Genomic DNA, 11,971 nt, shown 5'->3' on the forward strand with positions numbered 1-11,971 from the left:
CCTGTACTCCCGACGAACCCGCTTCCTCAGCCCCTGGGGAGCCTGCCCTGCGTGAGCCCCTGGAAGACGTTGAGCCGCTGGATGTTGCGGGTGCCTTCCATATACTCCACGCCCCGGGCGTCGCGGACGAACTTGTCGAGCAGCGGATGCTCCAGCCGGGCGCCGGCCCCGAAGAAGCCCGTCGCCCGCAGGGTGACCTCCTCGGCCAGCCGCGCCGCGCGTGCCTTGGCCGCGGACGCGAGATAACCGAGCGCGGGGTCGTCGTGGTCGATGGCCAGGGCCGCCCGCCGCACCAGTTGCCGTACGCCCTCGATGCCGCGGCCCATCGCGTCGAGGTCGGCGCGCTCCCCGGCGGTCAACGAGCGGCGGTTGGCCAGGACGTATTCGTACGCGCCGCGGGCGATGCCGACGCCCAGGGCGGCCACGCCGGGGCGGAGCCGGTTGAATCCGCGCACCGCGCCGGCCAGGCCGCGCCGGGTCGGCGACAGGTGCCGTCCCAGCACGCGGCCGGCGGGGACCTCCACGCCGTCCAGGGTCACCTGGCTGACCTGGTTGCCCCGCAGGCCGACCGTGGGGAACGGCGTCGCCCTGAACCCCGGCTGCGCGGTCTCGACCAGCGCGGCGACCACGCCGAGGGGCCCCGGCCGCGTGCGGGCGAACACGACGCCGAGGTCGGCCCTCGCGGCGTTGCCGATGAACCGTTTGGCGCCGTCGAGCAGCAGGGTCTCGCCGTCGGGCGCCGGGCGGAGCGCCGACCGCAGCGAGCCGGCGTCCGATCCCCGCTCCGGCTCGGTCAGGGCGAAGAACGTCCAGGTGGGCCGTTCGAGGAGCCGGCCGAAGAACCACTCCTTCTGCCGCTCGTCGCCGAGCAGGGCGACGAACACGCCGGACAGCGACGGCCCCGGCGCGGCCAGCAGCATGCCGACGTCGGCGGCCGCGAACTCCTCGCAGAACGTGACCCGCTCCAGGCCGCCCACGCCGTAGAACCGGTGCCCGTCGAGCACGAGCGGATGGGGGTTGTACTCGGCGGGGATGGGCGTCCGCGACAGGAACGACACCCCCGGCAGGTCGAGGTGCTTGTGCACCAGTTCCGGGGAGCGTTCGAGGTCGAGGGCGAGGCCGGCCAGGTCGGCGCCCCATTCCCGGGCGTAACGTCGCAGGACGAGCAGCCGGTCGTCGAGCTCGATCATCGATTCACCTCTTCGGTCCGGTCCCGGCCCGCGTACGCGTCGGCGAGCAGTTCGGAGACGTCGGCGGTGGCGCCGGGGCCGTCGGCGCGGAAGCCGCTGCCGCCGAGCAGCCGCAGCAGCGTGCGGTCGGCCCGGGTGACGCGCTCGTGCAGCCAGGCCGCCGTGTCGTCGCCGAGGTCGTCCGGCTCCGTGCCGGCGAGCAGGGTCTCGATCTCCAGGTGGTCGGTCACGGCCTCGGCGAGCTGTCCCTTCACCATCTGCTGGAGCAGCAGCGGGGTGTCGCCGGAGGTCCGCTCGCCCAGGTAGGCGAGGCAGTGGTCGAGCAGCGCCTCCGACAGGCCGAGCCGCAGCCACAGCAGTCCGAGCGACCAGGCGGGACGGGCCCGCCGCCCCTGCGGGTCGCGTAGCGCGACGAGCGTGTCGCCGTGCAGCTCGATCGTCCGCACCACGGTCGCCGTCCCACCGGCCGGCGCGGCGGGCGCGACGGGCGCGACGGCGTGCCCGGCCGGGCCGTGGGCGAGCGCGCCGCCGCCTGTTTCCTCGTTCAGCAGCCGCAGGGCGGCCACCAGCCCGTCCTCGCGGGCGGCCGCCCGCAGGCGGGCGCCGATCTCGGTCGTCATGCGTCCACCGCCTCCACGTCGATCACGCACGTGCTCAGATAGCGCAGGGTCCGGTCGTAGTCGCAGACGACGACCCGCCGGCCGGCGGACCGCCATCGCGGCATCCCGTCGGCGAGCGCCGCCCACACGCCGGTGCAGGGCAGCCCGGGGGCGGCCTCCCGCACCTCGGCGAGCCCGGCAGGCAGGAGCCCGAGGACCCCGCGGCCGGCCACGACTGTGACGTCGTCCCCCGCCCGCCCGGCCGCCAGCTCCTCGGCGAGGACGGCCGCCGCCTCGTCCGGGCTCACCCCGACGCGGTGGCGCACGGCGAGGCCGCCGGCCGCTCCCTCGTCGGAGAGCACCAGCGCCACCGCGGCGTCCGCCTCGGGCCGGGCCTGCGACGGCATCTCCGGCTCGTACGGCAGGGTCCGCTGATCCATGATCATCAGGAGTGCGGTGCCGTACGAACCGTCCGCGGCGAACCGCTGGATGAGCCGCAGGGCGGTGAACGGCGCCACGACCCCCTGGTCGACCACGCCGAGCGGCAGCGGGTTACCGGGGACCGCGTCGGCCAGGAACGAGGTCGGCGACTGGAGCAGGTCGGAGTCGGGGACGGCCGTGGCGACGGCCAGCAGGCCCACCGGGCCGGGGAGCGGCTCCAGCTCCCGCAGCATGCCGCCCGCGATGTCGGCGTAGCTGTGCCGTCGCGCCGTGCGGAGGAAGCCCGCCTTCGCCGTCATGCCGTACAGCGCGGTGAGGTCGTCGACGTAGCTCCGCAGCAGGGGGCTGGCGGATTCGGGCAGGAACGGGACGCCCTCGCCGAATGTCCGCGACTCGATCCGGTGAAGCCGCACGTCAGGCCTGCTCGGCCACGTAGTCGGCGAGGGTGCCGACGGTCTCGAAGTGCCGCTGCTCCAGCGTGTCGGTGTCGAACTCGACGCCCAGGTCGTCCTCGATGCGCATCAGCAGCTCAAGGACGCTGGTGGAGTCGAGCCCGAGGTCGTCGAAGAGGCGGGTGCCCTCGGCGATCTGGTCCGCCTCACGCTTGAGCACGTCGGCGAGGGCGGCGGAGATGGCGATGACGATGGTGCCGCGGTCGATGACCTGGGTCTCACTCATTGCTGTCCCAACTCTCGTTCGGGGGTGTCTGACGATCACAGGGCGAGGTGCTGCGGGCGGAGGAGGTCGTCGATGTCGTCGCGTTCCCGCACCAGGCGGGCCGTGCCGTCCACGACGAGCACCTCCGCGGGCGAGCCGTGGCTGAGGAACAGGACCGGGGACGCGCTGGGGCCGTACGCGCCGGAGCGGAGCACTCCGAGCAGGTCGCCGGGGCGCAGCGGCGGCAGCGGGACGAGCTTGCCGATGGTGTCGTTGGGCGTGCACAGCGGGCCGGTGACGTACCACTCCTGGGTGGCGGGCTCGTCGCGGCTCAGCAGGCGCATCGGGAAGTTGCGCTTGACGAAGGAGCCGATGCCCACGGCCGCCATGTGGTGATTGGTGCCGCCGTCCGCGACCGCGAAGTTCTCCCCCATCGAGGTCTTCACGTAGCGGACGCGGACGACGTACGTGCCGGCCGGGGCGGTGAGGTAGCGGCCCAGCTCCATGATCATCCGGGTGTGCGGGTGGCGGGCCGCGAACTCCTCGATCACGGGGTTGAGGCGGCCGGTGAGCAGGGCCGGATCGAGGTCGCGCTCGTCCTGGAAGTACGCGACGCCGAGGCCGCCGCCGACGTCCACGAGCTCCAGCGGGAAGTCCATCTTGGTGGACAGCCGCTCGGCGAGGTCGAGGATGCGCACGGTGTTCTCCACGACCACCTCCTCCGACAGGATGCGGGTGCCCATGTAGGCGTGCACGCCCATCAGCCGGACGTTCGGGAAGCGCGCCGCCAGGCCGGGCTCGGCGAGCAGCTGCTCCTCGTCGATGCCGAACTGGCGCGGCTTGCCGCCCATCGTCAGGCCGGAGCCCTTGACGGAGAAGCTCGGGTTGACCCGCAGCGCCACGTCGGCCACGACGCCCCGTTCGCCCGCCAGCCGGTCGATGAGCTCCAGCTCGCCGGCCGACTCGCAGACGATGGCGTGCACCTTCTCGTCGAGGCAGGCCAGCAGTTCCGCACGGCTCTTGCCGGGGCCGAGGAAGATGATGTTCTCGGGCGTGACGCCGGCCCGCAGCGCGGTGACGAGCTCGGCCAGCGAGGACACCTCGGCGCGGGCGCCGAGCCCGCCCAGCAGCGCGCAGACCGACACGTTCGGGTTCGACTTGAGGGAGAAGAACATCTCCAGCCGGGGGTGGAGCCGGGTGCGCAGCCCGCGGAACTGCTCGCGCAGCGCGTCGCCGTCGTACAGGTAGAACGGCGTGCCGAACCGTTCGGCCAGCTCGGAGACCGGTATGCCCTGCACCTCGTATTCGCCGCTCATGACGGCCTCCTGTCTGTCTCGGCGTGGAGCCGTCCGGCGATCTCTCGGTCGAGGGCGGCCAGGGCGGCGCGGTCCGGCGCGAGCAGCAGGCCGTAGAGTCTGCCGTCGAACGGGCCGTCGCCCGCGCCCGCGTTCACCGTGGCGAAGTTGTTGACCAGCAGGCCCGCGCCCCCGGGCCCGGCCAGCAGCAGGTCGTCCAGCGCCGCGCGCAGCCGGGCGTACGGCAGGCGCCGGGCGAGGCGCAGCGGGTACTGCCGGGCGAGCGCCACCTGGCCCGGCGCCATGAACAGCTCCTGCATCCTGACCTGGTAGGTGGACATGTTGTTGCGCGCGTTGATCTCGATGACGGGGTAGAGCCGGTCGTCGGGGTCGACCATGGCGTCCACGCCGACCACTCCCCAGAAGCCGTCGGCCGCCAGGCGCTTGGCCAGCGTGCGGGAGGTCTCCTCCAGCTCGGCCACCTGCGCGGGCGTCAGATCGGCGGGGATGCGGTGGCCCTTGTGCACGCCGCCCTCGGTGATGGCCTCCTTGACGAAGTCGAAGTGGGAGGACCCGTCCCGATAGACGGTGAACTGGTAGTTGAGGTCGGCCTTCTTGGCGACCCACTCCTCGACGAGCAGCGCGGCCCGCTGGTCTCCGGACTTCCGGGCCCGGCGCAGGATCATCTCGTGCAGCCGGTCGAGCCGCCGCTCGTCGTCGATGACGGTGATGCCCTTGCCGGACACGCCGAAGGCGTCCTTCGCCACGACGGAACGGCCGGCGGCCAGCAGACTGCGGGCCGCCGCGACGGCGTCCGCCAGCTCGGCGAGGGTGCCGGCGGTCCACCCGGTGGCCTGCCTGATGCCGGTCTCGTCGGCGAGCCGCCGGCTGTAGATCTTGCTGTTGACCGCCTTGCACACGGCCGCGGACGGCGTCACGAGCGGCAGCCGCGCGGCGGCCGACAGCTCCTCCTCCGCCTCCGAGGTGCCGTGGGGCGACAGCAGGGCCCCGGCGCCCGCCAGGCCGGACAGCGTCCGGAGCAGGCCGGGGTCGGCGAGGGCGTCCCTGGTCACCGTCGCGCCGGGGTCGTTGCGCGCGGCCGTCAGGATCTCCGGCAGCGCGATGCCGAGCTCTTCCAGGTGCGCGAGGTGGTCGTCGTCGGGGGCCTCCTTGAGCACCACGTGGTCGCCCTCGCCCGCGAGGAGCAGGGCGAACTCGTCCATGCGGTTGACGATCGCCGCTCCGGCGGAGAACGACGTCCGGGGCAGGCCCGGCTCGCCCCGCGCCCACTGGTCCTCCACCTCGAAGTTGCCGAGGAAGACGAGCGGCGTGTCCGGGGAGCCCGTGAGGGCCTTCTTCATCCGGCTGAGGAAGTTCTGCACGTCGATGTCCTCTCAGTGCTCCAAGACCATGGCCGAGAACGTCGCGCCGAGCCCGACCGCGGCCATGAGGTAGCGGTCGCCGGGGTTCAGCCGGCCGAGGTCGCGGGCCGAGCGGTAGTTGAGGAAGGGATCGGCACAGAAGCAGTGGCCGGTCACCGGGATGTTGTCCAGGAACACCCGGTCGAGCGGCAGGCCGATCAGCTTGCACAGCCGGACCCAGGAGACCCGGTTGACGTTGTGCGGCAGCACCAGGTCGACGTCCTTGAGGGTCAGCCCGGCGCGGTCCACGGCGGCGAGCATGACCTCCGCCAGCGCGTCCGGATAGATCTGCTGGAACTCGCCGAGCTCCGCGTCGGCCAGCGACAGGCCCGCGTTGAACCTCCCGTACGTCCGGGTGGCGTAGCTCAGCACCCGGTCCCGGGATCCGCCCAGGCCGACCAGCACCGCCGCGCTCGCCTCGCCGTTCACGGCGGTGCCGGGGACGGTGCGGGCGGCCGGGGTGAAGGTCTTCTCCCCGGTGAAGACCAGCGCGAGGGCGTCCGGGTCGCCGTCTGCCTCCAGCAGCCGCCCGCTCAGCTCCACCGCGAGCAGCCCGGAGGCGCAGGCGTGGTGGAACACCGCGAACGCCTCGGCGTGGTCGAGGCCGAGGATCCGGCGCACGTCGTGGACGGGGTTCACCGGATAGGGCGCGACCACGGGCATGGTGCGGGCCTGGATGACGTACCGGATCCGGTGCTCCCGGCCGCGCAGCTCCTCCATCTTGCCCGCCGCGGCGAGCATGAGGTCGGCGACCGTGCCGTCGGGCTCGCGCAGGATGTGCGACAGGCCGTAGAAGCGCTCGAACACTCTGACCTGGGCGTTGTCGAGCCCGAGCTCGTCCGCGATCGACCGGATCGGCACGCTCCGCGACGGCAGGTAGGTGGCGACGGCCTCCAGGGTCGTCATCCGGCTCCTCCGGCCCGCCGGTCCACCAGCGTCGTGAGATGGTCGGCCAGCGCGTCGATGGTCCGGTAGTCCCAGGCCACGGTCGGCTCCAGCCGCAGGTCGAGATGGTCCTCGATGTCCCCGCACATCACGAAGGCGTAGACCGAGTCCAGGCCGTACTGGGTCAGCGACACCGAGGGGCTGATGTCCGAGGGATCCTTCTCCAGGTAGGAGGCGACCCGCTGGATCAGCCAGATGCGCAGGTCCTCCGTTGATGGGGCATTCGACATTGCCTGTCTCCTTGATCTCTGCGGCCGCAGCCGCGTGAGCCGCTCGGCCGCTCAGCCCGGGATCGGGCCGCCGGCGAGGTCGAACGCGCGGCCGTCGGCGTACCGGGTGAGGGTCTCGGACAGCAGGCGTTCGGCCAGCGGGGCCGGCAGCCGCCCGTCTCCCGTTCCGATGCGGGCGGTGAGCCGCGTGAGCGCCGCCACCACCCAGGCCGGGTCCTTGAGGAAGGGGTCGCCGGCGTGCCGCCAGACGCCCAGGCAGGCGCTCGCCGCCAGTACGGCGGCCAGCCGCGCGGGCACGGCCAGCGCCTCGGGCGTCGCCGCCACCCCGAGGTCGCGGGGGCGGAGCGCGAGCGCCTCGTCCCGCAGGGCGGCGAGCTCGCGGGCGAACACCTCGGCGAGCCGCCGCACGTCGGGGTCGGCGCCGTGCTCGTCCAGCAGCGCGCCGGGGCCGGTGCTGAGGCTCTCCCGCCCGGACGCCGCCGCGGTCAGGGCGTCGAACGGCAGCGGCGGCAGCTCGGCGTCCGGCCGGAACAGGTCCGCGGGGGGCTCCGCCGCCGCGGGCCAGGACCGCCGGGCGAGCTGCGGCACCTGCGGCAGCACCGTGGCCAGGCACGCGACCCTGGCCGCGTGGCCGAACCCGATGACGGCCAGGTCGCGCAGCAGCTTCTGGAAGACGGCGTGCTCGCCCTCCCGGATGTAGAACTGCGCGCCCAGCACGAGCGACAGCCGGTCCATGGCCTCGATGAGCAGCTTCGACACCATGTACTTGACCAGGGACGCGTAGACGCTGGTCTCGCCGGGCAGCAGATGCACGGCGCGGGCCGCGACGGTGCCGAAGGCGTCGCAGACGAGCAGGTCGGCGAACGCCTCCGCCAGGGTCGCCCGCACCTGCGGGATGTCGGCGGCGGTCCGGCCGTAAAGCGCGCGGCCGGAGGTGAACCGGATCGCGGTGCGCAGACCGGTGTCGAGGACGCCGACCATCATGGACGGCAGGGCCGTCCTGGTGAGCTGGAACGACCGCAGCGCGGTCTCCATGCCGCGGCCCGGGGCGCCGAGCACGGCGTCCGCGGGCGCCGGGCAGTCCTCGAAGAGGAGGCCGCCGAGCTGCACCCCGCGCATGCCCATGCTGCGGAAGCGCGGCAGATCGGTCATCCGGCCGGGCGGCAGATCCTCCTTGTGGACGAACAGCTGCGAGTGGCTGCGGCTGCCCTCCTCCGGGGACGTCCTGGCGAAGACGACCAGCGAGTCGGCCCGCTTCGCGTTGGTGACGACCTCCTTGCGGCCGTTCAGCAGGAGCGTCCCCGGCGGGCCCGGCGTCGCGGCGAACTCGGCGCGGGCGAAGTCGTTGCCGTGGGCCAGCTCGTGGTAGACCGACGCGATCTTGCGGTTGGCGAGCATCATGCGCGCGAAGGCCCGCCGCTGCTCGTCGCTCCCGGCGGTCCACACGTTCACCGAGGCGATGAACGAGCTCGCGCCGTACCCGAGGCCGAGACAGGGGTCGCGCCGCCAGACCGGGCGCATCATCCGGACCAGCCGGTCCAGCCCGGTGAGCCGGCCGCCGTACTCCACGGGCACGAACTCGGCGTTCAGCACGAACCGGTCGAGCAGCCGCTCGCCCTCGCCGAACATCTCCTCGCGCTCGTCGGCGGCGACCGCCGCGGCGTGGCCCAGCGGGTTCGCCGGGTCCCACGGGTCGCCGAACATCCGCTCCAGCGTGCCGACGTCACTCATGGCCGCCGTCCCTTCCCGCCGCCTCGTACAGGCGGTCGAACACCTCGCCCCGCCGCCGGGTGCCCGGGCGCAGCCGCGCGAGCACGTAGGAGAGGCCCGACTCCAGCCAGATCTCGTCCCGCCAGCCGGGGTTCGCCGCCCACAGCCCCACCGCGGCCGCGCCCGCGAAGCACAGCTCGTACCGCTGGGCCAGCGCGAACGCGCGCGCGGGCACGTCCCTGACGGACGGCGCGAGCCGGCTCATCTCGTCGTGCACCTCGTCGCACGCCTCCAGCAGCTCGGCCGCCAGCGCCGTGACGGCGGGGCCCGCGGGCAGGCGCGCGACCGCGGCGCGGAGGTCCTGCACCAGGCCGCAGCCGAGCCGTGAGCGCAGGGTGAGCCGGGCGGGGTCGGGGGCGTCCAGCGGGCGCGACAGGTCGAGCGCCCGGCCCAGGCCGTCCCGGTCGGCCGCGCCCTCGCGGTAACCGCGGACGAGCGCCGGGAAGTGGTCGACGATGACGTTCTCGTTGACCGCCGCGTTGCCGTCGAAGATCGACACCACCCGGTGGTCGCGGCTGAGCTTCTGGAAGATCCCGTGGTCGTGGACCTCGGTCAGGAAGGCCCGCGTCCCCAGCAGCTCACCGCAGGCGAAGATCAGCTCGTCGATCCGGGCCGGGACGAACGCCTTGGTCACCGCGGAGACGACGCTCATCTCCTCGGGCAGCGCGTGCACGGCCCGCGCGGCGGCCAGCGTGACCGCCTCGGCGACGAACCGGGCGGCGTACGACTCGCCGAGCGTGCGGCGCACGTGCGGCATCCGGACGAGCGGGCCGCCGTACAGGACCCGCCGGGCGGTGAACTCCTCGGCCTGCCGCAGCGCCTGGTCGGCGGCGCCGAGCGACAGCCCCGCGCAGACCGTGCGGGTGAGCTGCAGGGACTTGAGCACCAGCTCCAGCCCGCCGCCCGGCCGGCCCACCAGGGCGCCGGCAGGCAGCGGCGCGCCGAGGAAGGCGATGCCGCTGATGTCGGCGCCGCGGATGCCGTGGGTGGGCACCTTGGGCAGCAGCCGGTAGGAGCCCTCGGGCAGCTCCCCCTTGTCGACCAGCAGGACGCTGAAGCCCCGCGGGCCGCCCTGCGGGTCGGTCCTGGCTAGCACGCTGAGCAGGCCGCCCCTGGTCGCGTTGTTGATGAGCCACTTCTCTCCCGTCAGGACGTAACCACCCCGAGGGCCGGCGGCGGGCGTCGCGCCGACCTCGCCGGCCAGCAGGTCGCTGCCGTGGCCGCGCTCGGTGAGGCCCCACGACGCGGGCACCCCCGAGACGACCTTGGCGGCGAGGCGCTCGGCCTGGGCGCGGTCGCCGCCCACCCACACGCACACCGACCCGAGGAAGGTCTTCGCGTGGGCGACGGCGACCGTGAGGTCCCTGCGGGAGACGGTCCTGATCAGCTCGATCAGCTCGGGGTACGAGCGGAGGGCGCCGCCGGCCTCGGCGGGCACGTAGTGCGCGGGCAGGCCGAGCCGGTCGAGCTCGCGGCAGATGTCGGCGGGGAACTCCTCCGCGCGGTCCAGTTCGGCGCAGCGGGCGTAGGAGAACACGGCGGCAGGGTCGGCCGGGTCGCCGAGCTCCCGGTCCAGGTCGAGGGCGTCCATGTCAGACCCCGCGGCCCGCGCGGTAGCGCTGCCGTACGGCCGGCGCGAGATCCTCGTGCAGCACGGTCAGCCCGTCGCCGGTGAACAGGTCGCGGGTGAGCGCGCGCTGGATCTTGCCGCTGGTGGTCCGCTGGACCTCGGCCGGGCGGACCAGGACGACCCCGCCCACCGCGACGCCGTACTCGCGGCCGAGGACCTGCCTGATCTCCTGCACCAGACCCGCCGGGCCGACCTCCGCGAGGTCGCGGGCCCGGCACTCCTGCACGACCACGATCTCCTCGTCAGGGGCGGGGACGGTGAAGACGGCGCCGACGCCGCGCGCCAGCACCGGATGGGCCGTGCGGACCGTCGCCTCCAGGTCCTGCGGGTAGAGGTTCCGCCCGCGCACGATGAGCAGCTCCTTGATGCGCCCGGTGACGTAGAGCTGGCCGTCGTGGACCACGCCGAGGTCGCCGGTGCGCAGGTAGCCGCCGTCGCCACCCGCTGTCCGCACGCCGAACGTCGCGGCCGTGAGGTCCTCGCGGCCCCAGTATCCGCGGGCGATCTGCGGCCCGCGGATCCAGATCTCGCCGACCGACCCGTCCGGCAGCACCGCGCGGCTCGCCGGGTCCACGATGACGACGCCCTCCTCGCGCGGGCCGCTGCTGGGCAGCTCGAAGGTGCCGGGGCCGTCGCCGGGCGGGGCGGGCACGAGCGCCCCCAGCGCCAGCCGTCCGGCGTCGACGGTCGTGGAGACCGCGCCCCGGCCCGCCACGCTGCAGCTCACCGCGAGGGTCGCCTCGGCCATGCCGTAGCCGGGCAGCAGCGCCTCGGGGGCCAGGCCGTACGGGGCGAACCGCTTGGCGAAGGACCGCAGGGTCGCGACGCGGATGGGCTCCGACCCGTTGAGCAGGTGTGTCACGGCCGACAGGTCGAGCCCCTCCACCTGGTCGTCGGCGATGCGCTGCGCGCACAGGTCGAACGCGAAGTTGGGGGCGGGCGAGACGTTGACGCGGTGCCGGTCGAGCAGGCGCAGCCAGGCATGCGGGCGCTTGACGAAGGCCAGCGGCGACATCAGCACGGTGGTGGTGCCGAGGCAGAGGGGGATCAGCAGCAGGCCGATGAGGCCGAAGTCGTGGTACATCGGCAGCCACCCGCCGAAGCGCAGGTCGCCGCCGGTGCCGGTGATGCGGCGGAACACCTCGGTGTTGGCCAGGATGTTCTCGTGGTCGACCATGACGCCCTTGGGGTCGCCGGTCGAGCCCGAGGTGTACTGCAGGAAGGCCAGGGTGTCCCGGTCCGGCTCGTACGGGATCCAGGCGTCCGCCTCCGGCAGGTCCGGTCCGTCCACCGTCAGGCAGGCGATGCCCGTCAGGCTGGACTCCTCGGCCCACGTCCGCACCGCCCCGATCCCCGGTGTCTCCGACAGCGTGATCGTCACGCCCGCGTCCCTGGCGATGGCGGCGAGCCGCTCCTGCTGGCGGCGGTAGCCGTCGGGCGCCGGTGCGGGCACCGCGATCATGCCCGCGTACAGGCAGCCGAGGAACGCCGCGGCGAAGCCGGTGCCGGGCTCGTTCAGCAGCAGGACCCGGTCGCCGGCCCGGCCGTGCCCCTGCAACAGCGCGGCCACCCGCCGGGCGGCGACGTCGAGCTCGGCGTAGGTCAGCGTCTCGTCGGCCGAGTGGCCGAGCGGATCGGCCGAGAAGACGAGCGCCACCCGGTCGCCGTGCGCGGCGGCCCGGTCCCGCACGAGTGCGGTGAAACTGTGGTGCTCAGGCATGCACCCTCCTGAGGTAGGAACCTGACATGCATGCTTCCGGCTCCCCGACCTGGGCATAAGCGGCGAACGAGCG

At 73.8% G+C, this 11,971-nt stretch carries 11 protein-coding genes; all 11 read right to left on the minus strand.

Annotated elements, in window-relative coordinates; translation table 11 throughout:
- Positions 1 to 26: 26 nt before the first annotated feature.
- The 11 genes from JOL79_RS02985 to JOL79_RS03035 are packed head-to-tail and all read right to left on the minus strand — an operon-like array spanning position 27 to position 11,898.
- Positions 27 to 1,190, minus strand: a complete 1,164-nt coding sequence (locus JOL79_RS02985) for an acyl-CoA dehydrogenase family protein (RefSeq protein ID WP_210154020.1) — start codon at positions 1,188 to 1,190, stop codon at positions 27 to 29.
- Positions 1,187 to 1,810, minus strand: coding sequence for a hypothetical protein (locus tag JOL79_RS02990; protein WP_210154021.1), 624 nt, complete (start codon positions 1,808 to 1,810; stop codon positions 1,187 to 1,189). The genes JOL79_RS02985 and JOL79_RS02990 overlap by 4 nt, the downstream gene beginning before the upstream one ends.
- Positions 1,807 to 2,643, minus strand: coding sequence for a hypothetical protein (locus JOL79_RS02995; protein WP_210154022.1), 837 nt, complete (start codon positions 2,641 to 2,643; stop codon positions 1,807 to 1,809). Before JOL79_RS02995 ends, JOL79_RS02990 begins: the two co-directional genes overlap by 4 nt.
- Before the next feature lies 1 nt (position 2,644).
- Positions 2,645 to 2,908, minus strand: coding sequence for an acyl carrier protein (locus tag JOL79_RS03000; protein ID WP_210154023.1), 264 nt, complete (start codon positions 2,906 to 2,908; stop codon positions 2,645 to 2,647).
- A gap of 35 nt (positions 2,909 to 2,943) precedes the next feature.
- Entirely contained in the window at positions 2,944 to 4,203 is a 1,260-nt protein-coding gene (locus tag JOL79_RS03005; protein ID WP_210154024.1) for a type III PLP-dependent enzyme, read from the minus strand.
- Positions 4,200 to 5,564 carry a preATP grasp domain-containing protein gene (locus JOL79_RS03010; protein WP_210154025.1) on the minus strand — a complete coding sequence of 455 codons (1,365 nt, stop codon included), beginning with the start codon at positions 5,562 to 5,564 and terminating at the stop codon, positions 4,200 to 4,202. Before JOL79_RS03010 ends, JOL79_RS03005 begins: the two co-directional genes overlap by 4 nt.
- Positions 5,565 to 5,576: 12 nt before the next feature.
- The gene (locus JOL79_RS03015) at positions 5,577 to 6,509 is read right to left on the minus strand and encodes a 3-oxoacyl-[acyl-carrier-protein] synthase III C-terminal domain-containing protein (protein WP_210154026.1); all 933 of its coding nucleotides are present in this window, start codon (positions 6,507 to 6,509) and stop codon (positions 5,577 to 5,579) included.
- Positions 6,506 to 6,778, minus strand: coding sequence for an acyl carrier protein (locus tag JOL79_RS03020; protein WP_210154027.1), 273 nt, complete (start codon positions 6,776 to 6,778; stop codon positions 6,506 to 6,508). Before JOL79_RS03020 ends, JOL79_RS03015 begins: the two co-directional genes overlap by 4 nt.
- 51 nt (positions 6,779 to 6,829) lie before the next feature.
- Positions 6,830 to 8,509, minus strand: coding sequence for an acyl-CoA dehydrogenase family protein (locus JOL79_RS03025; RefSeq protein ID WP_210154028.1), 1,680 nt, complete (start codon positions 8,507 to 8,509; stop codon positions 6,830 to 6,832).
- Entirely contained in the window at positions 8,502 to 10,139 is a 1,638-nt protein-coding gene (locus tag JOL79_RS03030; RefSeq protein WP_210154029.1) for an acyl-CoA dehydrogenase family protein, read from the minus strand. The genes JOL79_RS03025 and JOL79_RS03030 overlap by 8 nt, the downstream gene beginning before the upstream one ends.
- Position 10,140: 1 nt before the next feature.
- Positions 10,141 to 11,898: a fatty acyl-AMP ligase gene (locus tag JOL79_RS03035; RefSeq protein ID WP_210154030.1), complete on the minus strand. Its 1,758-nt coding sequence runs from the start codon at positions 11,896 to 11,898 to the stop codon at positions 10,141 to 10,143.
- Between the last annotated feature and the right edge of the window lie 73 nt (positions 11,899 to 11,971).

This window comes from Microbispora oryzae (assembly GCF_017896165.1).
Taxonomy (GTDB): domain Bacteria; phylum Actinomycetota; class Actinomycetes; order Streptosporangiales; family Streptosporangiaceae; genus Microbispora; species Microbispora oryzae.

Bases quoted from the DNA above. Each gene is read 5' to 3' on its own strand.
- JOL79_RS03030 (WP_210154029.1), bottom strand. From the start codon at position 10,139: ATGGACGCCCTCGACCTGGACCGGGAGCTCGGCGACCCGGCCGACCCT.
- JOL79_RS03015 (WP_210154026.1), bottom strand. From the start codon at position 6,509: ATGACGACCCTGGAGGCCGTCGCCACCTACCTGCCGTCGCGGAGCGTG.
- JOL79_RS03000 (WP_210154023.1), bottom strand. From the start codon at position 2,908: ATGAGTGAGACCCAGGTCATCGACCGCGGCACCATCGTCATCGCCATC.
- JOL79_RS02990 (WP_210154021.1), bottom strand. From the start codon at position 1,810: ATGACGACCGAGATCGGCGCCCGCCTGCGGGCGGCCGCCCGCGAGGAC.
- JOL79_RS03035 (WP_210154030.1), bottom strand. From the start codon at position 11,898: ATGCCTGAGCACCACAGTTTCACCGCACTCGTGCGGGACCGGGCCGCC.
- JOL79_RS03025 (WP_210154028.1), bottom strand. From the start codon at position 8,509: ATGAGTGACGTCGGCACGCTGGAGCGGATGTTCGGCGACCCGTGGGAC.
- JOL79_RS03005 (WP_210154024.1), bottom strand. From the start codon at position 4,203: ATGAGCGGCGAATACGAGGTGCAGGGCATACCGGTCTCCGAGCTGGCC.
- JOL79_RS03020 (WP_210154027.1), bottom strand. From the start codon at position 6,778: ATGTCGAATGCCCCATCAACGGAGGACCTGCGCATCTGGCTGATCCAG.
- JOL79_RS02985 (WP_210154020.1), bottom strand. From the start codon at position 1,190: ATGATCGAGCTCGACGACCGGCTGCTCGTCCTGCGACGTTACGCCCGG.